The organism is Taibaiella soli, from assembly GCF_003236175.1.
Classification (GTDB): Bacteria; Bacteroidota; Bacteroidia; order Chitinophagales; family Chitinophagaceae; genus QKTW01.
Genome location: NZ_QKTW01000030.1, coordinates 53,196 through 73,110, shown reverse-complemented (window position 1 = coordinate 73,110; position 19,915 = coordinate 53,196). Strand labels below are relative to the sequence as shown.

Sequence of the window (19,915 nt, the reverse complement as noted above, 5' to 3'; positions counted from 1 at the left end):
AACCTTTTTTAGGACGAGGCAATGTAGAAAAACAAAAAAGCCTTTGTTTTATGAAACAAAGGCTTTTTCTATAAATTGATCTGATGTTTAATGTTGAATAGTCTGATGTTTAGTCCTGAGCACCACTGATAGAAGAGTTATAATTGCTTCCGTCAGGATTTACAATCACCGGAGAGCAATCCATGCTGCCGTTGATATTTTGTTTCCAGACAATGCCGCCGTTTGAAGTATCCAGGGCGTACAGATATTTATCATAGCCGCCGAAATAAAGGCGACCGTTATATACCATCGGTGACGCTTTAATCAGTGCCGAAGTTGGGAATTTCCATTTCAGTGTACCGTCAAGGATGTTTACCGCATACATATTATAATCATAACTGCCTGCATAGATTACCTGTCCGAAGGCATATGGAGAAGAAACGATACGATCGTTAGTAGCAAAAGACCAGCGTTGTTTACCCGACGCTGAGTCGATACAGTAAAGATTGTAATCGTTGCTACCGAAGATTACGTTACCGCCGTAAATAATTGGAGAGCTTCTTACCTCACCGTTTGTGTGGAATTTCCACTTCAGGTTGCCGGCAGTATCCAATGCATACAGGTTACCATCACTGGCGCCGATGTATATGAATTTACCACTCTTGGTTGGTGACGAATAAAATGATACGCCGAGACCAGCATCAAAGCTCCACAGCTGATGACCGTCGAACTTGCTGATTGCGTACACACTACCGTCATAACAACCAAAGATCAGGCGATCCTGGTAGATGGTAGGTGATGAAATGACTTGATCTTTAGTGCCAAAATGCCAACGCACAGTGTCTGCTTTAGTATCAATAGCATACATAGAATCATTACTGGCGCCCACATATAGCAGACCCGTACCGGCGTCGCCGATTGGTGTTGAGCTTAGCTGGGCAGGTAAACTATAAGTATGTTTTACCGTTGGATGATTGATATCCATTTTCAGGATACGGCCATTTACAAGCGTTACGTATAAGTCGCCGTTGAAAACGATTGGAGAAGCTGCCGCATTGTCTCCCACAGGATATTCAAATTTCTTAACACCATCGTTTAAAGTGAACGCGTATAAAATGGCGTTTTGGCTAGAGACGAAGATAGATGGTGTGTAAACTTCAGGAAGAGGTTCATCCTTGCTGTAATCTTTTTTACAAGAAGTAAAAACACCTGCGACCATTGCTATGGCAAGCATCCTGTTGATCCAACGTTGCTGCATGAGGTTTGAAATTGAAAATTAGTATTGCAAAATAGCCTTTTTAGCCTTTTAGTGCAAGCCGGGTATAAAATAAATAATCCGGTCTTTCATAAGACCGGATTATTTATCGAAAAGTTTGCCTTCTAAAAGATTATGCGAGTGCTTTCTCTTTTTGACGCTTAATTCGATTTACCATAGAATCAAAAGCCAGATCAAATGATTCTTCAAACGTTTTGCTGGAATGTTTTACGAAATAAGAGTGTTTGGGTATATACACCTTTATCTCGGCTACTTTGTCTTTTATATTATGGGCTACGTTGTCCAGCACGAGGTAAACCTCAACACCCACGATGCGGTCATGAAAAGTTTTAAGTTTAGCTAATTTTTCATTCACACGATCCAGCAATTTGCTGTCTGCATCGAAGTGCACAGTTTGAATTTGCACGTTCATAACGAATTTATTAAAGGTTAAATAATGGGAATTTAAACAAGTACTATTGGTCCATACGCGTCGTATATCTTTTTAGAGTGGTAATACCAAGTTAAGAAAAGGTAAACAAAAAGTCAATCGCATTAACATAAAATTAGGCATGGTTTTTACCCTCGCGGATGATTCTTCTCGTGTATTTCCTTCAGCCGCGCAATACTGTTTTGCGTATAAATCTGGGTTGCGGCCAGGCTGCTGTGGCCGAGCAGATCTTTGATCGCCTGTATGTTGGCGCCGTTTTCAAGCAGATGTGTGGCGAAGCTGTGCCGTAATACGTGCGGACTTTTTCGTGGAAGAGTAGTGCCGGTTTCGGTAAGATATTTTTTTACCGTCCGGTAAATATAACCCGCATAAAGCGGAGCGCCCGAATCTAAAATGAGTAAAAACTCATCGTTATAATGGTCGACATGCTTTTTCTCAGTCACATAATCTTTAATAATGTCCAGCAAAGGTGTATTTACGGGCACGAGCCTTTCTTTGTTGCCTTTACCTAATATTCTGATTTGTTTCAGGCTCCATTCTACATCTTTTTCCTTCAACAGCATGAGCTCATTACGCCGCATACCCGTTGCATAGAGTATTTCGCAGATCAGCCGGTCGGTCTTCCCTTTGAAATCCTTCCCGAAATCTACGCCTTCCAGTAAAAAATCAACTTCCTGTTCTTTTACAAAAACCGGCAGCCGCTCGGGCGTTTTTAGCGTGTGCAGCCGTTTGGTCGGATTTTTATCGACCAGTTGCATTTTCTTCAGATAATTAAAAAAGGACTGCAGCGTTGAAATTTTACGATTAATGCTGCGTGAGGACTGTTGTTGCGTTTCTTTAAGATCGGCCAGCCAGGTGCGGATATGATAAGTGTCGATGCCCGATGCCGTTTCTGGAAGTGGACCATATATATTAAGGAAGAAAGAGAAAAATTGTTTCAGGTCGGTCTGGTAGGCGGCGATCGTCTGAGAGGAGTAGCGTTTTTCAAAACGCAGGTAATGGATGAAGTCCGTTTGGTATTGCTTTAACATATAAATGCCTGATACCGTAAATATACATATCTACAGTACCAGGCACAAATGTTTATTTTAAACCTTTAAGGCTTAATCTTCGAGTTTGCCAGAAGCAATCTGTTGACGATAAATCGCTTTCAACACTTGTGTACGGCGTCTAACCGATGGTTTAGTGAATGATTGGCGTTCGCGTAATTGATTGAGTGTGCGTGATTTCTCGTACTTTTTCTTGTACTTTTTCAGCGCCTTATCAATATTTTCGCAATCTTTAGAATCGATGATCAACATAACTTTTTATACCCCCTTTTTGGTAGAATTTGGGATGGCGAAGGTACGAAACATTTTTATCTACACAAATTTTTTGAAAGCTTTAACTCGTTTTGAGTTGTAAGTTGTACGTTTTACGTTATTAGTTGCCGCGCAAATAACTTGTAACGTATCACTTATCACGTACCACTATGGAAAAAACAACTTAGAACGTAACACTTAAAACGTACAATTTTAAAGCAACATTTTCCGAATTATCACGTTAATTTAGCGACAGCAAACGATTTCATGTCATACCGCTATATCATAATTATCATTCTGGCCGTTACTGGTTTTCTGGCGTGTAAAAAATATTCAGATCCGCAGGGGCAAAGCGACCCGCGGCTCTCCAGACCTTATTGTAACGATCCGGTGGCGGTTAATTATAACTGGGATTTTCCCGGTACGCCTAACGATTCCGTTTGTTTTTATCCTTCACAGGTATTTTCCGGCACTTATTCTTATCAGGATTCAGTTTATCTGCCCGATAATAGTCTGGCGTATGTGACGCCGGTAACCATGCATCTGTGGCCGCTGACGCGCACTAATATCCGTATTACAGGTTTTTGTCCTAATGGGGATTCTTTAAATTTTACAGCTACACGTTATTATACAGCTTCCAACGATACACTGCTGGGTCTTGGCGTGCCAATTTGTTCCAATCTGGATACATTGACAGGGACGCTCACTAAGTACCAGACAAATGATACTTTTATGCTGGTTGATTTTACTGTAGTATCTGATACTGGTACAACTTACCATCGCGGTACGGCATATAAGCAATAGCTTTGCAGCCATGTTTACAGGTATTGTAGAAACGCTGGGCACCATTGCCCGTATCGAAAAACAAGGTTCCAACGTAGATTTTTGGGTAAACACAACGATAACCAACGAACTGAAAATAGATCAGTCGGTGGCGCATAATGGTGTGTGTCTTACTGTTGTGGCTATAGACGGTGATACTTATAAGGTAACCGCTGTAGCAGAAACACTGGAAAAAACCAATCTGGGTCAATGGCAGGGAGGCCGTAAAGTAAATATCGAACGTTCATTGCGCGTTGGCGATCGTCTGGACGGTCATTTTGTGCAAGGTCACGTAGATGCAACTGCAACCTGCGTTGAAAAGCAGACATTAGACGGCAGCTGGTTGTTCCGTTTCCGTTTTCCGAAAGAATTTGCTTCGCTTATTATTGAAAAAGGTTCAGTATGCATTAATGGCACCAGCCTTACGGTTTTTAATGTCGGCAAAGATGAATTTACCGTAACCATTATTCCATATACTTACGATCATACCAATTTTCACGAGTTGGAGGAAGGTCATTTGGTCAATATTGAGTTTGATGTTTTAGGAAAGTATCTCTTGCGTCAGCAACAATTGCAGAGCGCATAAAAATCCAATGTTTTATATTGCGGCCAGGCAGATGTAAATGATCATCCAAACATCTGCCGTAAACCGTATGCACCTGGCAGAGATAAAGCCTGATTATGATGTTGTGGTCATTGGCGCCGGAATGGGCGGGCTTACCGCTGCCGCATTGTTAAGTAAAGCCGGATATTCTGTTTGCGTGCTCGAAAAAGAGCCGCACGCAGGTGGTTATCTTGCAGGATTCCGAAGGAAAGACTTTCGTTTTGATACAGCAATCCACTGGCTCAATCAATGTGCGCCAGGTGGTATGGCCAGCCGCGTTTTCGATTTTCTAGGCAATGATTATCCTAGAGCAATTCCGCAAAAACGCATTCGCCGGTATAAAGGTGAAAGCTATGATTATCTGCTTACCAACGAACCTGATAAGCTGAAAGTGCAATGGCAGCAAGAATTTCCGGAGGACAAAGAAGGAATTGAACATTTTTTTGCGGCTGCGAAAAAAATCGGGCATGCATTTGCCAACTTTAGCCATGTATTCCGTTCTGAAGAAACAATGAGCGCTACTGAGCGACTGTCCAACAAATGGAATTTACTGCGTTTTGCTATGGCTTTTATTCCCTGGTTGAGATATACGGGTGAAAAGGGCATGAAAAAAGGATTAGCGCGTTTTTTTACTTCGGAGAAATTAAAAAAAGTTTTTGCTGCGGATACCGAAATGCTCTCTTGTCTCGTGCCAATTGGCTGGGCTTACTATGGCGATTTTCAGAGTCCGCCGTATGGTGGGGGGCAGGTGTTGCCGGAATGGCTTGTGCATCTGATTCGTTATTATAATAATGATCTTCATTTTCGCTGCAGCGTACAACAAATTTTACTCAATGGAAATATCTGCAATGGCGTAATCGCAGAGCAGCGGGGGAAACGTTACGAAATCCGTAGCCGGTATGTCATTGCGGCTTGTGATGTGGAGACGCTCTATGAGAAGATGCTGCCTTGCAATACAGTAAAACCTGCTTTTCTGAAAAAGTTGCAGGAAGCTGAATTGTATAGTTCCTCAGTGACTGTTTCAATTGCGTTAGATTGTTCGCCGGCCGAACTCGGTTTTAATGAAGAACTGATTCATCTGGCGGCTAAGGGCAAGTCAATTGATGATTGTAATTGTGGAGATCCTGAAAAAGCAGAGATTTCTATATTAGCACCATCCTTCCGAGATCCTTCGCTGGCACCTGAGGGCAAAGGGACGCTCACTTTATTTATGCCGGCGTATTTTCATAGTCATGCCGATTGGCAAACAGAGAAGGATGAGGCGGGCAATTACATTCGCGGCGAAGCATACAAAACGCTAAAAAATAAAATTGCCGATGTACTCATTAGAAGAGTAGAAGAACAAGTAGTACCCGGTTTGCGGAGTCATATTTTGTTTTGTGATGTTGCTACACCGGTTACGCATCTTCGCTATACAGGTAATAAAAATGGCACCATGATGGGCGCAAAGCCCGGCCGGAAAAATATGCAGTCAAAAGTGGCGCATTACCAGACGCCAGTTCAAAATCTTTTGCTTGGCGGGCATTGGGCGGAGCTTGGTGGCGGTGTGCCGATAGCCGTAAAAGCCGGTGCTAATGCCGCGTTATTGATTCTCCGGAAAGAAAAACCAGACGCATTTCGATTGCTGGCCGGTTATATGGATGGGAAAAAACAAATAAACGAGCTGAAGAATCACGCGGCGTTCCTGCCTTATAATAATTCCTGGAAGCAGATCCCCACACCTGCGCAACGGCTCGCTGCAAAAATGAAAAACGATACTATTCAATAAGCGAAAAATGCCATCGAGAATAAATCTGATGGCATTTTCAACGGGGTAAGTATTAGTCACCACAAAAGGTTTAATTAGCAATTTGAGGGTTTGCTAATCAAGATTATCGAGGATAATGGAGCGTCCTTTCTAAAATTATTTACGAAAGAAAGTTTGCCTTGGTTTTAAAAAAGAGGAATTTTTTTTGATACCTGGGGTTGAGGCAATTATGTGCATTAATCGCTGATGTATGATCGCTGTTTTTCCGATTGGGTATGTAGTTTTTAAGGTGGTGAATGTGATCAATGTGATGAATGTGCTTGTTCTTTCTGAGTTGCTCATTGACACTAACTCATAACTCATCCTTTATAACTCACTATTAGAAATTACCTTTACGGCCGATATGTCAGTTTATACAAAGAGTGCACCGGTAACCATTACGTGTAATAAACGTCTGGCGCCATACGTCGAAAAAGAAGTAAAAGAATTAGGCTACGAGATCGAGGAAACATTTATGACCGGCGTTCGGCTGAATGCAACCGTAAATGAATGCATCCGTCTCAACCTGAGCTTGCGTTGTGCGAGTCAGGTATTGTACAGCCTGAAACGTTTCCGTGCGGAAGATGCCGATGATATTTACCGTGAACTCCGTTCTTTTCCCTGGGAAACGCTCTTGCCGGACGGCGGATATTTTTCCGTAACAAGCAATGTATTTAATGAAACTATCAACAATAGCATGTTTGCCAATCTGCGTGTAAAAGACGCTATTGTAGACCGCATGCGGGAGAAAACCGGCGAAAGACCTTCAACTGGCGCAGAATTGATTGGTGCGGTGGTGCATTTGTTTTGGAAAAACGATGAGGCTGAAATATTTATTGATACATCCGGTGATTCATTAGGCCGCCACGGTTATCGCAAAATACCTGGCCGCGCCCCGATGCTGGAAGCGCTGGCTGCTGCTACAATTTTGGCAACAAACTGGGACGGTAAATCTCCGTTTGTAAATCCGATGTGTGGTTCGGGAACGCTGGCTATTGAAGCGGCGCTGATCGCTACGAACACACGTCCGGGTCTGTTTCGCGATAACTACGCATTTATGCACCTGATCGGTTATGATGAAGATATTTATCTGGAAGAACGCGGCAGGCTCGAAAACCAGATTGCTGATGAAGTACCGGGATTGCGGATCATTGCTTCGGACTACAGCGATATCGCTATAAAAAATGCGCGGAAAAATGCACTGGCTGCTGGCGTATCAGATTTGATTGAATTTCAGCTTTGTGATTTCGCAGAGACCGATGTGCCAGAAGGTGGAAAGGGCGCGGTGTTTATGAATCCGGAATACGGAGACCGTCTTGGTGAAGAAACAGAACTCGAAGCCACGTACGCTCGTATCGGTGATTTTATGAAACAGAAATGCGGTGGCTATTACGGATACATCTTTACGGGAAACCTTGATCTGGCAAAGAAAATCGGCTTGAAAGCAAAACGCAGGATAGAATTTTACAACAGTAAAATCGATTGCCGTCTGCTGGAATATGAACTGTATGAAGGAACGAGAAGAAAAGCGGAAGATTGATTTTGGTGAATGGTCAATGGTGAATGGTGAATGCCCGGCGGGTGTTCACCATTTTCAATTTAGGGAGTTGGAGTCGTTGTCGCATCGATAGCATTATCCGTTGCCCCCGGTATAATTACCTGTTTTTTTAATCAGGTTGTTTTGCGCAGATTTGAAAGTCCGGGATTCGTTTATTTTGACACATCAATTGAAGCTTCATTGGGGTGGAAGCCGAAAAACCTAAGAGTAGGCGTTTCAAATATTCTCTAATATAATCATCATGGGCTTTCTACAACTTATCCCGGCCACGCAATTAACGGCCCGGTACGATGCATTTTCGCATCAATTAATTCTTTCGGCGTCAGGCCAGACTCCTCAGTTTACGGCAGCTATTAATTTTCACCGCGACCAGAATTTTGTGGGTGGCTTGAAGTTTGACCTGCAAGGTTGGGTAGGACCATTGACCGGCGACATGCAATCTTATGAGAAAACGCAAAATGTAGACATTATGCTGCCTTCTCCGGTGATTAATTCTAAATCTGTGATCATCGTAGACGCCAATCATCCGGAGGGCGTTCCTGTAACCATTGAGTATGCGGAACTGAAGAAAAACGGCAAATCCATTACGGCGGCCGATCTCACAACTTCTTATGCGAATGATACCCAGACTACGGCTTCTCCTGCCAATGAAAATATTACCGCTTTATTGGGGCGCGATTTTCAGATCAAACATCCAGCGGTGTTAGGCACTTATGGTGCCAGCCTCGACATTTCTTTTGACAATACTGATCTTGAATTAATTACTGCGGGCATTCAGGGAACGAATATCGTATGGACATTCCGCCCGTTGCAGGTAAGTAACACAGCGGTGGTCGTAACGACTTTTGGCGGTATAGCTACCTATGTGCTCCGCGAGACTTATGATGTGCGCATCATTCAACCAGAAATCCAGGCGATGCCAAAAGCTGCAGCTCCGGATAAAGCGATTTTGAGTTATCTCGGTCGTGTAAATATTGGCCTCAACCTGATTAAAGCACAATATCCCGATGCGCAATTGTATGAAGTAGATTCAGTTTCTGCACAACCGACCAGCAATCCGAATGATCTGAAGCAAATGCGTATTGTTTGCCGTGCAGGCGCAGGTACTGCTATCATTCAGGCAACGGGCTGGGGGACATTTGGACCGGTGCAATATATTGACAGCCCATGGCTGGAAGATCAGGTAATTAACTGGCCGATCAGTATGGATATTACCGAAGCGGACAAATTGTTGAAAGCAGCAGGTTATACGGGTGACTACAGAAATGTAACGTTGCGTAAACCACTTTATCCCGGCGTTTATGAGCCATCTTATATTTTTGGAATGATTAACGGCTTGTACGTATTTGTAGGCGTAGAGGATAAAAAAGTGAGTGTGAACGGTACGGCCGCTACATTGGCAGACGCTAAAGCCTGATCTTAATTATGCATTCATCACAAGGGTAGCATTGGTTTTGACCATGTTGCCCTTTTTTTATTAAAACGAAAGGTAAATGCAAAATCATTTTTGATAATTTTAAGGAGGACCGGCGGCATTTTGACGGCATTTGAAACATTGAACAAATACGGTATGACAGATGGTGTATTTCAGTGAAACGACGTATAAACACGCCAGTTGCTATAAAATGGCTAATTTGGTGGCTTGATTGTTCATTAAAGAAGTTTTGATTTTGCCTGAAATAGTTACTAAAAATACCTTAAAGCAAACCTTACGGAAGGGCGACGGTAAAGAAGCCGTGGCGTTGCTGTATGCGCGATATGGCCCTATGTTGTACGGCTACATCCTGAAATTTGTGCCTGCGCAGAAGGATGCTGAAAAGATATTGGTCAACTTATTTGCAAAACTGCCGGGTCAGATGGAAGAGGCTTGTAGTTCGCCGCTGAGTATTTACAGCTGGTTGCAGGGGAGGGCCCGTGAGTTGGTTTTAATACACAATCATGTCCGTCATGAAAATGCGACATTTACTGAATGTATGGCGATGCTGGCGGATGCGCCCGCGATTCTTCAGGAGACATTTATGGAGATTTACCTGAAAGGAAGATCCAGAACAGAAGTTGCAGCAATGCAACAGACAACCGAAGCCGAAGTTGCAAAAAATCTGTTCGCTGCATTAAGTATCATCAGAAAGAAATTATCGTGAACATCCAGGAGTATATAGATAGTGGCGTTATAGAAGCATATGTGCTTGGACTGCTTGAAGAGCGGGAAGAGCAGGAGTTGCGCCGGCTGTTGGGGACGCAACCCTTGCTGCAGGAAGCGCTTTGGAGTGTTGAAGACCGGCTGGAGCGGATGGCTTACGATAACCGGGTACCACCTCCGCTGACGGTGTGGGCTGAGATTGAAAGCCGTCTGTTTGAAACGACACCGAAAATAATACCGACCAGTCGCAAGCCGGAAGAAGAAGTGAAAGTGATCTTTTCTGATGGGCATATCAGAGTGCACAAATATTGGCGGCCTGCATTTATAGGGATTTTTATCTTGTCGAAAATTTTATTGATTTTGGCTATTTTCTATTACCTGAGTTATCGTAAAAACCAGCAGCAGATTGAGTTTCTGCAACAGCAGGTGCAGTCGATGCAACATGCCAATAATGCAAAATAGCACGTCCAAAACTTAATAATTTATTCATGGTGCTTAGAAATATACATTAAGTACTATGACGGAAAAAAATCTTGACATATATTTGCACCCGTTCCGCAGGGAATATATAAGGAGATTCCGTAGCTCAGTTGGTAGAGCAATACACTTTTAATGTATGGGTCTTGGGTTCGAGTCCCAACGGGATCACTTTAGGAGACGATCAATTATGATTGTCTCCTTTTTTATACTAATTATCTCCATTTATTTCAATACTATAAGAGGTGGATATTTAAGAGCGGAAAAGGGATCAAGTAGAATTCTTGGGGGATAGAAATGATTAAGCGTAAATATTAGCCAGTTTCTTACTAAATAAAAAATTTAGTTCGACCGATTTCCCCCTTTATTTTCTTTAAAAAGCTTTTTTGATTTCAAAAGCTATTCCTATTCTTTATCCTTCTTTTGAAAGTTAAAGGAAGATATCGTCCTATTAAAGCGGTATTTTCTTTAAAAGTTGTGTTGTGGAACAGGCACGCAACATGGCAAAACCCTCCCAGAATGGGCTACAATTTCGTCTGTTGTTTTTTTTAGCACGCTAAATAAAATCCATCCACGTAAAGGGGTAGATACGGACAGCTATTTTGACAGTTAAATAATTTCGCAATGTTGTGGTAGACGAAATACCTCGGTTGCTGAATGATTTTTAGTGTGGGCGGTGAAATCGATTAATCTGCAATCAAATCACTGCTGGACTAACAATATCGGGTTCAGCTAAATGGCTTTTCTTCATAAGGTTTGGAATGAAGTTTAAAAACCAAAACCTTCTTTATTTCGTTTTCTGATTGCTTCATTATCTTTTGGCACAAGTGCATCCAGGTTATAGCTCACTACATCTTCCTGAAGCTGTTCAACGAAAGGGCGAAAGCCTGTGTTATAACTTTTAAAAGCTTTTTGATAGTCGTCGTCTGATTGCTCGAAAGCGTCGGCAAGTGCGGCTGCACCGTCGATAGCGAGCGAGCCGCCCCGACCTGCGGCCGGAGAAGCACAGTAGCCTGCGTCACCAACCAATGCAACCCGGCCTTTTGTCCAGTTGGGCATTTTAAGTTGGCATAGTTTGTCAAAATAGAATGTTTCTGATGCGGCTACTTCCTTTAGTAATTCAGGTGTGCGCCAGCCGGTACGTTGGAAGGCATCACAGATCATTTGTCGCATTTGAACGTCGTTACGATAGTCGTAGGAAACCTCATTTTCGGAATGGTAGGCGAAACAGATATCTGTTTTGCCATTATAAGCATTAAGCATGACTGTCCGGCCCGGTTCGCTGTACATTTGGGTCGTGTACTCAGGTATCAATAGTTTATGGACTATACTAATGGAGAAATAGATGTTCAGAAATCGTGAAAATTCAGTTTCAGGGCCGAACCAGAGTTTGCGTACAATGGAATGAATGCCGTCGCAGCCAAATACCAGGTCAAAAGTTCGTGACGGGTTGCTCCTGAAGGTTACGTCAATTCCGTTATTATTTTCGGTTAGCGAAGTGATGCTGTCGCCGTAAATAATCTCCACATTGTTTTTAACAGCGTTGTACATCATATCCAGAAGTACGTCCCTTTCTATCTCGTATTCTTCATTTTTTTTGTGGGCTTCTGATCGTTCCGTTTCATCCAGTGCATTTTTAAATTCCATACGCTCCATGCGGATCTGGTTGGCTGCAATCTGTTCAAATAACCCCATCCGTTTAACAACATCAATGGTGCCTTCTAATATATTGACAGGTGTACCACCTTTTTTGATGGATTGATTTATTTCAACGATGGTTACCTGGTAGCCGGATCTGTTCATCCAATAAGCAGTGGCCAGACCGGCGAAACTGGCACCAGATATGAGTACATTTTTCATAGCTCAAAGGTCTGTTGCCATTACGTTCAGCTTTCGGCAGCATGACAGTAAGATTTGGACTAATCGTGGTTTTTTCGAAAAGTTGCAGGGCTGGTACCCACTATATTGGTAAAGAGCCGGGAGAAATAGGCGTAGTCATCATAGCCTAAAAGCATTGCTATTTCCTTTAGAGAATAAGCAGAGTGATAGAGCAGTCTTTTGGCTTCAAGAATGATGCGTTGCTGTATTTGGTGGGAGACTGAATGTCCCGTTGCATTTTTAATACACTCGTTCAGGTAGGGTACCGACAAATGGAGTAATTGTGCATAATCATTAGGGCGCTTTAGCGATACATAACGCTGCTCTAATAATTGTTTAAAGCTTTTGGCAATGGTGTAAGACCTATGCTGCGCGGGTGAATGATCGAAGAGCGCAATGACGAGTTCGATCAATGCATTCAGAATAGTCTGTCGATCCTTAAACCTCATGGCAATTGCTGCGGTGTCTGCGATCAGAGCATAAGATTCAGGGTGCAGTGAAATGGGGGCGGTAACTTCCAGAGCTGCCAGATTTTGCTTCGTCAGGTGTTCGTTGTGTATAGCCCAGGCAACTACCGATACATGTTTAAAGCTCCGTATTTTGTGTACTTGATCCGGATGCATGTAAATGACCGATGGAGCGCGGATTTCGTAAACCTGAAAATCGATCTCCATGGTCACGCTGCCTTTTTCGAGCAAAAAGAAAGAATGCCGGTCATGCCGCTCAGGTTGCTGCCATTCACCCAATTCAGGCAGTTTATCGAATTCGACACGTTCAATTACCATGTCTTCTGCGCCAAATTGATTAACGGGAATTGCCTGCTTCTTGCTCATATAAACAAAGCTACAGTAATACAAGTCTCCAATACATAATTCGCATAAATCATGGTTTTGATCTGCGACATTCTCTAAACTAACCATCGTAATAGCTAAATAGGTTAACTATAATTGTGGCTTATGGTTGATTAGCTCAACCGAACAAAAGTTGAACTGGAGTTTGTCTAGTAAAGGTTTTCCGAAGCTTCTGGCATTGTCTTTCCAGAGTATTTTGTTTCATGATCAGTTATTAAAATTATAAAGGCCATTTGTGATCAAACGGCCTTCTCTATACCTGGATCATTGTAACTATTCTTTCACAAAGCGAGATACACTTGAACCTTCTTGCGTACTTATCTTCACAAAATAAATCCCTGTTGAAAACTGCTCTAAGTCTATCGTAATGCTCGAAGACTTCGGGGAACATACATACACCATTTGTCCCAGCTGATTTGTAATCGATAATTCAACCGTCAATTTATCTATTATTTCGGGATCAATGCCTATCATTAATTTCTGATGTGCCGGGTTTGGATAGATCTTAGTGACCTTGCCATAAAGCACATTTGATACACCCACATTATTTTGATACAGGATAGAGTCAGATGTAACCTGACAGCCATTCGCATCCGTAACAACTACTTTATAATATCCATCCACTGTTGCTGCAATGGTTTGTCCAGATCCCCCTGTTACTGCTGATCCGTTACAATACCATTGATTACCAGTTGCAGCACTTGAGGAAAAAGTATTACCGTTTTGCAGGATGGTAACGACAGGCAAATTATATACGGCAAAAGTGAGTGTGTCGGAACTATCAACGGCGTTGCTTGTACAAAGAGCATTACTGGTCATAACACAAAATACCTGATCATTGTTGGAAGGTGTATAATTATAAATACCACTGGTGTTATTTACAGTTGTTCCGTTCAAATACCATTGGAACGTTGGAGCCGAGCCGCCATTGGTTGGTATTGCTGCAACAGTGACAGATTCACCGGAACAGACTGAGGTGTCGGTTGCGGATATTTGCACGTGGGTTGTTGCAATTGGATTGACGGGGGCTATCAATATATTGCTCGTTACAATGTTTGGATTGGGACAGGTAGCGTTACTCGTCATTTGACAGGTGATGATATCAGTTGGTTGTAATGTCGCGTCGCTATAGGTAACGTTATTTGCATTGACAATATTTATATTGTTCTTAAACCATTGATAGATTGGGACCGTTCCTCCATTGCTGGGTGTTGCTGTAAACAGGACGGGAATACCAACACAAACGGGAGTTGAATTATTCGACATGATTGATACGGAGGGTGTGACAACAGGTCTGAAATAAATTGATCGGCTCGCTGTATCGTTTGCGATACATTGCAGCGAGCTGGTTACGACACATGCAACATTATATCCAGTTCCTCCCGAAAGATTACTGACATTATAGGTTGGGTTGTTATTAGGTATGATGAGCGGGTTACCATTTACGATCCAGGTATAAGATGGGGTGTCTCCGGCATTCGTAACTGTTGCGTTCAACATTATTGAATTACCACCGCAAACGGTATCTCCTGGATTTGCCGCCAACGTAATTGTGGCCGATTGATTGGCTTTTACGAATACATTTTTGGCTATAATGCCAGTACCGTAATTGTAGGTTATTATCGCGCTACCGCTAGTTAGTCCGGTCAGGGTGCCGGAAGAAGATATGGATGCAACACTTGTATTGTTAATACTCCAAGAGCCACCAGTGGGTGAGCCGTAAAAATTCTGATTACTGCCCAAACAGATGGTATCCGGTCCGGTAATAACGGCGGTACTGGAAGAGATGATATCAAAACCTAATTCGCCCAACGTTTGTGCGTTACCTGTTGGCGCGGTTGCCGTTGCTGAATTGGCGTGAAGCCGGGCCACATAGCTTTCTGAGGTCTGGTATGCCAAAATCGGCAATCCGGTTCCCGATGACTTTGTTATTTCGATGATAAAGCTCTGACCGGCAGTATAAGGGTAGGGCGTCTGAAGGGGAATGCCAACCCATTGTCCAGCCTGAGTAGTCATAGCATAGGTAGCCGCGCTCAAAACAGTGTCGAAGCCTTGCGTCTCAAAATTTGTTGTAGATAATGCGCCTAATGTCGTGGGAGCAATTCGTATGACCAGGTCATTCATGGTCGCCGTTACTGCCGACAACGTTTTAAAATAAATCTTAGTAATAGAGCCGCTTGGCGCACTGGCAAACATATTTCCCTGATAGAGCCATTGAAGTTTATTAAATCCATTTGTAAATGGGAAACTATTAGGGTTGGAAGCGGTAGTTCCCTGATGGGTGTATTGGGGCGTCTGTGCCCTTGCTGAAACACAACAAATGGTAAAAGCTAATAGCGTTGAAAAAAACACATTAATACGATAGTGCATTACATGAAATTTTGAAAAATGAACAAAGGGTATCGTGAAAAATAATCCGACTGACAGTTGTTATATTTGTTTTGCCTTTACAACCTCGCCGTTTCATATATTCAAAAATATCTCAAGCCTTAGGCCTTTTTTACCCCATTTACCAGTATATGTTTAAGTGTAATATGTATAAGCGGCTTTGTTTTTTGGCTTTTTTCCTTTCGGGTTTACTCCATTATTTTTCGGGGTTCGCGCAGCATTACCAGCCCGAAAAAAACGGTGAGCCGTCTTTGAAGGCAATTTTCAATTATAGAAGAGATCATTTCACCGATCTGCTTCTTGACAGTTTTTTACTCGCGAGCGAAAATGATAACTATCATAAACAGGCTAGTCTGCTCTACAGACTCGGTAACTATCATCTCAATAACGGGAACTTCATTCCGGCCGCATTTAGTCTGGAAGAAGCAATTAAAAGAGAAAAAATGTCCAGTCCCGTTGCGAAAGAAAAGATTGCATGCTATTATATCAACCTCGTCATTGCATATATCAGCACCCACCAGTTTGATATGGCCATTGAAAAATCCGTGCAGGCTTTAGAATATGTAGATAAAGAATTACATCAACCCGTCTCTGATTCGTTGAAGATGTTTTTGTACTTAAACATGAGTACCATTTTTAGAGAAATCAACCAGGACGCTAAAGCTGAATATTATGTTCGAATGGCTGAGAAATCAAGTAGTCGCTTCAACCAGCCAATGTTTAGGCTAAATATTTTAAACAACGAAGGATTGTTAGCAGATAAAAGAGGTGACTGGGAGCAGGCCAAATGGAATTATAAGCAAGTCTTCCGCATTGCTGACAGTCTTGGTAATAAAAAATTCAGATCGGTGGCATTGGGTAATATTGCTGTGACTGAATTTCATGCTGGCAAATTAGAAAATTCTAAAGCTATTTTTCTGACACTGATAACTGATGAGGCAAACGTTCCCCCACAGAAGACTAATGAAGCCTATGAAATGCTGGGGAAAATTTTTTTCACGCAAGATAGCATCGCAAATTCGGTTCGTTATTTTGACTCATCTTTAAAAAGAGCGCAAATCCGTCATTTAACCTTTGACGTCATACAGGCCCATCGTTATTTGATGAAACTTTACGAAAAGAAGAATGATTGGAAAACGGCTTTATATCATAGCAAAGAGTCCAGCCGGTTGAGCGACAGTATCAATAAAACAGATGCATCAGACAAGATTAATCAATTGGAAATCCAGTACAGGACAGCGGAAAATGAAAAAAAAATAAGGGATAGACAAGATCAGATCGAAAGACAAACGGCTGCCATTCGACGGAAAAATGCAATGCTGGTAAGTGGAGCTGTATTTTTGGTACTAATAATTTCGTTATTCGCTGTGCTAATAAAAGTCAGTAAGGATAAACAAAAACGAAGATTACAGGACATAGAGTTTGAACGAAAGCTTTCTTCACACAGAATTGAACAGCTTAATCAAGAAAAGCAAATGTTGCAGTTAAAGGCTACAATTGAGGGGGAACAACAAGAACGCAATCGCCTGGCAAAAGAGTTGCATGATGGCATTGGTGGTATGCTCTCTGCCATCACGATGAATTTAGGCGCCGTTATTAAGAATCCCTCAATAGAAAATTTTAGCCGTATAGAATTAATGCTTCGTGATGTTGCGCAGGAAGTCAGAAATACCGCGCACAATTTAACACCGAACATTTTGCAACAAAAAAGCTTTGCGGAGGTACTATTAGAATATCGAAATAGGATCAATGGGGGCAATTCATTTCCGTTAAGTGTTGAAATTTACGGAGATCTTGAATGGATCAATAATGATGTCAAACTGATTCTCTATCGCCTGATCCAGGAAATTATTCAGAATTCGCAAAAACACTCAAAGGCATCCCAGATGTTTTTGCAGGTGTTGGAGCATCCCGATAGCCTTCAACTCACATTTGAGGATAATGGGGTCGGTTTTGACACAGGACGTATAACGAAGGGGATTGGCCTATTGAATATGGAGTCACGCGTCGCTACATTAAAAGGCGAAATGTCTATTCAATCAAACTTTGATAAAGGGACAACGATCTTCCTGGAGTTTGCCAAAGCGAAACTTATGGATCTGGGTTAATTTTTCAACAATCAATTCTAAAAGATGAATATAAAAGTTGCCATTTTAGATGACCATCCGCTTGTATTGAAAGGGTTCGCAAACGTAATCGGCAGTCATTCGAATTTCACTCTGGCAGGTGTTTACAATAGCGAAGCGGAGTTGATAAACGGTTTAAAAAAAGAACAACCTGATGTGCTGTTATTAGATATTCAAATGCCGGGAAGACTAGGTGACGAAATCGCAATATCTATTCGCAAATTATATCCGGAAATTCGAATGCTCGCAATAACGAATCTGGATAGTGTTCTCTATGCGAATTTAATGTTCAAAAACGGTGTTTTAGGATATGTGCTAAAAACAACTCAGGAGTCAGAATTAATGAAAGCAATTGAAGAGGTCTATAATAACAATACATTCATGGACATTTCAATGAAAGAAAAAATGGCGCAGTTGGATCAGGTACTTCGTAAAAATCAAAGCTTCAAACCAAATCTAACACCGCGAGAAGGAGAAATATTGCAGCTCCTTGTTGACGGCTTTAGCAGCCAGGAAATATCAGATCGTTTATTTTTGGGCCTGACAACCGTTGAAAAATACAGAAAGAATATCTTATTAAAGATGGATGTAAAAAATACAGCAGGCCTTGTTTCCAAAGCTTTAAAGCTAGGTCTCGCTAAGTAGAAACTACAGCTTTAGGGTAAAAGGTCTTTTGAGAATTTTGAAAAACTTCAAAATTCATAAATTTCTCTATTTCGATATTTTTATAGTTTTAAATTAATTGAGCGATAGGGATAATAATGAGGCCGGTGTTTTCTCTTGCAAAATCCGGCTGTATCTTTTTAACTGAATATTCATTTCAAGAACGAAACAATATAGCTTTATATATGGCAAATGCTTCCAGTTGGTCCAGGAGGAAATTTATCAGGTCAATGGCAATTTCAGGTGCAGGCATGGCATTGGTGTCGACCCCATTCGCGTCTTTGGCATTTGACGACATTGACCCACGGGTTACCAAAATTGTAGTCGAAACGCTGGGTATAGATACCCACAATCATATCGATGTCCCAATGGTTACAGGTGAAATGCCCGGCCCAGATGTGAAACTGTCTGAAGCAATGATTAAGTCCGGTCTTGCTGCCATCTGCATGACCTTTGCCGTTGATTACCGAAAACTCGACGAACCCGGAATGGCTTATGAGCGTTTCCTGAACGGGCTCTCCTCCCTGGATCAACAGCTGAAAAACAGTGGAATGAAGCGTTCGTACAATGTGGCAGACTTGCTTGCTGCCCACAAGGCACACCAGCCCACGGTAATCCAGGCAGTGGAAGGCGCTCATTTCCTTGAAGGCAAAACGGAGCGTTTACAGGTGGCTTACGACCGCGGCCTGCGCTTGATAACGTTACTGCATGATAGTGATGCCTCCGTTCCGTTGGGCGATGTTTTCACCAATCCTGTACGCTACAACGGCCTTACACCATTTGGGGCCGATGTGATCAGGGAATGTGAACGGTTAGGTATCGCTATAGACCTTTCGCATGCAGATGTCGCCACGGTTACCGGGGCACTTAAAGTGGCACAAAAGCCGGTACTTATTTCCCATACAGGGCTTGACACTCAGGTAGGCTCTAACGACTTTATGGCAAAAATGATGGCCCCGAGACTGATCAGTAAGGAGCATGCCAAATTTGTGGCAGGTACAGGTGGCGTGATCGGTGTTTGGACACACCTTGCTGATTCCGCCCTTGAATATGCACAGAACATCAGGGCAATGGTAGACGTAGTAGGCATTGATCACGTATGCATCGGCACAGATACAAAACTTACCCCACCCTATAACAGTCCGGATGATAGAACTCATCATGCGGATTTTGGCCCGAAGCCAGGAGAAAAATTGAGGGATGGTAGTGTGGCCGGTAGCGAACATGGGAATAAGCCGGATGGCAGCCAGGGTAAAAAAACGCAGGGACCTATGAATGACGGACGCAAAGATGGTTTTAGGGCAAGCGGCTCGAACCAGAATTGGCCTGAACAAAAATCAGGATTCTATTATGCGGTGGTGGAAGCGATGCTGAAAACCGGATTTAACGCCGAAGAAATCGGCAAAATTGGCGGTGGGAATTTTATGAGAGTATTTGGGGAAGCAACAATGAGTAAATAGAAAATATAGAACAAATGTAAATGCGAAAGCTCGCTTCTTGCGTTTTTCTAATCATAACTTGTATCCCCGTTTAATTTTTGCGGCTTTGTCCATGTCAATTTGTTGAACGGTATTGTATTTTGTTTTCGCGTTTGGGTTGTGATTGTTTAAGTCGAGGTCGTAATTTTTTTGATTCA

General features: G+C 42.4%; 17 protein-coding genes and 1 tRNA gene. 11 read left to right on the top strand and 7 right to left on the bottom strand.

The annotated features are described in order from the left end of the window. Window positions 1-109: 109 nt before the first annotated feature. The 4 genes from DN068_RS21665 to rpsU all read right to left on the bottom strand — a co-directional run bounded on the left by DN068_RS21665 (window position 110) and on the right by rpsU (window position 2,986). The gene (locus DN068_RS21665; RefSeq protein WP_111001049.1) at window positions 110-1,237 is read right to left on the bottom strand and encodes a PQQ-binding-like beta-propeller repeat protein; all 1,128 of its coding nucleotides are present in this window, start codon (window positions 1,235-1,237) and stop codon (window positions 110-112) included. Window positions 1,238-1,367: 130 nt separating this feature from the next. Continuing rightward, complete coding sequence (locus tag DN068_RS21660; protein ID WP_111001048.1) at window positions 1,368-1,667, bottom strand: HPF/RaiA family ribosome-associated protein; 300 nt, start codon at window positions 1,665-1,667, stop codon at window positions 1,368-1,370. A 146-nt stretch (window positions 1,668-1,813) separates the two neighbouring features. Continuing rightward, window positions 1,814-2,716, bottom strand: a complete 903-nt coding sequence (locus DN068_RS21655; RefSeq protein ID WP_111001047.1) for a tyrosine-type recombinase/integrase — start codon at window positions 2,714-2,716, stop codon at window positions 1,814-1,816. A gap of 72 nt (window positions 2,717-2,788) precedes the next feature. After that, entirely contained in the window at window positions 2,789-2,986 is a 198-nt protein-coding gene (gene rpsU / locus DN068_RS21650) for a 30S ribosomal protein S21 (protein ID WP_111001046.1), read from the bottom strand. A 267-nt stretch (window positions 2,987-3,253) separates the two neighbouring features. Between rpsU and DN068_RS21645 the strand changes: the two genes are divergently transcribed. From DN068_RS21645 to DN068_RS21610, 8 genes are all read left to right on the top strand, one after another. Then, window positions 3,254-3,790 carry a hypothetical protein gene (locus DN068_RS21645; RefSeq protein ID WP_111001045.1) on the top strand — a complete coding sequence of 179 codons (537 nt, stop codon included), beginning with the start codon at window positions 3,254-3,256 and terminating at the stop codon, window positions 3,788-3,790. 10 nt (window positions 3,791-3,800) lie between these two features. Next, window positions 3,801-4,394, top strand: coding sequence for a riboflavin synthase (locus tag DN068_RS21640; protein ID WP_111001044.1), 594 nt, complete (start codon window positions 3,801-3,803; stop codon window positions 4,392-4,394). A gap of 37 nt (window positions 4,395-4,431) precedes the next feature. Further along, a complete protein-coding gene (locus DN068_RS21635) occupies window positions 4,432-6,180 on the top strand; it encodes a phytoene desaturase family protein (RefSeq protein WP_243630371.1) in 1,749 nt (582 codons plus the stop codon). Between the two features lie 382 nt (window positions 6,181-6,562). Beyond that, entirely contained in the window at window positions 6,563-7,738 is a 1,176-nt protein-coding gene (locus DN068_RS21630) for a THUMP domain-containing class I SAM-dependent RNA methyltransferase (protein WP_111001043.1), read from the top strand. Window positions 7,739-7,997: 259 nt separating this feature from the next. Further along, window positions 7,998-9,173 (top strand): hypothetical protein, encoded by a 1,176-nt coding sequence (locus tag DN068_RS21625; protein ID WP_111001042.1) that lies wholly within the window; start codon window positions 7,998-8,000, stop codon window positions 9,171-9,173. A 253-nt stretch (window positions 9,174-9,426) separates the two neighbouring features. Next, complete coding sequence (locus DN068_RS21620) at window positions 9,427-9,897, top strand: RNA polymerase sigma factor (RefSeq protein WP_123985447.1); 471 nt, start codon at window positions 9,427-9,429, stop codon at window positions 9,895-9,897. Continuing rightward, window positions 9,894-10,358, top strand: a complete 465-nt coding sequence (locus DN068_RS21615) for a hypothetical protein (RefSeq protein ID WP_111001040.1) — start codon at window positions 9,894-9,896, stop codon at window positions 10,356-10,358. Before DN068_RS21620 ends, DN068_RS21615 begins: the two co-directional genes overlap by 4 nt. Before the next feature lie 113 nt (window positions 10,359-10,471). Then, window positions 10,472-10,544 (top strand) — tRNA-Lys (locus DN068_RS21610). A 597-nt stretch (window positions 10,545-11,141) separates the two neighbouring features. Here DN068_RS21610 and DN068_RS21605 read toward each other — a convergent pair. The 3 genes from DN068_RS21605 to DN068_RS21595 form a co-directional block, all read right to left on the bottom strand. Beyond that, window positions 11,142-12,233, bottom strand: a complete 1,092-nt coding sequence (locus DN068_RS21605) for an FAD-dependent monooxygenase (RefSeq protein WP_111001039.1) — start codon at window positions 12,231-12,233, stop codon at window positions 11,142-11,144. A 59-nt stretch (window positions 12,234-12,292) separates the two neighbouring features. Further along, a complete protein-coding gene (locus DN068_RS21600; protein WP_111001038.1) occupies window positions 12,293-13,084 on the bottom strand; it encodes a helix-turn-helix domain-containing protein in 792 nt (263 codons plus the stop codon). A gap of 291 nt (window positions 13,085-13,375) precedes the next feature. Beyond that, complete coding sequence (locus tag DN068_RS21595; RefSeq protein ID WP_111001037.1) at window positions 13,376-15,472, bottom strand: T9SS type A sorting domain-containing protein; 2,097 nt, start codon at window positions 15,470-15,472, stop codon at window positions 13,376-13,378. Window positions 15,473-15,741: 269 nt separating this feature from the next. On the opposite strand from DN068_RS21595, the gene DN068_RS21590 reads away from it, so the two are divergent. The 3 genes from DN068_RS21590 (at window position 15,742) to DN068_RS21580 (ending at window position 19,739) form a co-directional block, all read left to right on the top strand. Beyond that, entirely contained in the window at window positions 15,742-17,598 is a 1,857-nt protein-coding gene (locus DN068_RS21590) for a tetratricopeptide repeat-containing sensor histidine kinase (RefSeq protein ID WP_165836488.1), read from the top strand. Between the two features lie 24 nt (window positions 17,599-17,622). Next, the gene (locus tag DN068_RS21585; protein ID WP_111001035.1) at window positions 17,623-18,261 is read left to right on the top strand and encodes a response regulator; all 639 of its coding nucleotides are present in this window, start codon (window positions 17,623-17,625) and stop codon (window positions 18,259-18,261) included. 125 nt (window positions 18,262-18,386) lie between these two features. Beyond that, complete coding sequence (locus tag DN068_RS21580; protein WP_207799089.1) at window positions 18,387-19,739, top strand: dipeptidase; 1,353 nt, start codon at window positions 18,387-18,389, stop codon at window positions 19,737-19,739. Window positions 19,740-19,915 lie beyond the last annotated feature (176 nt).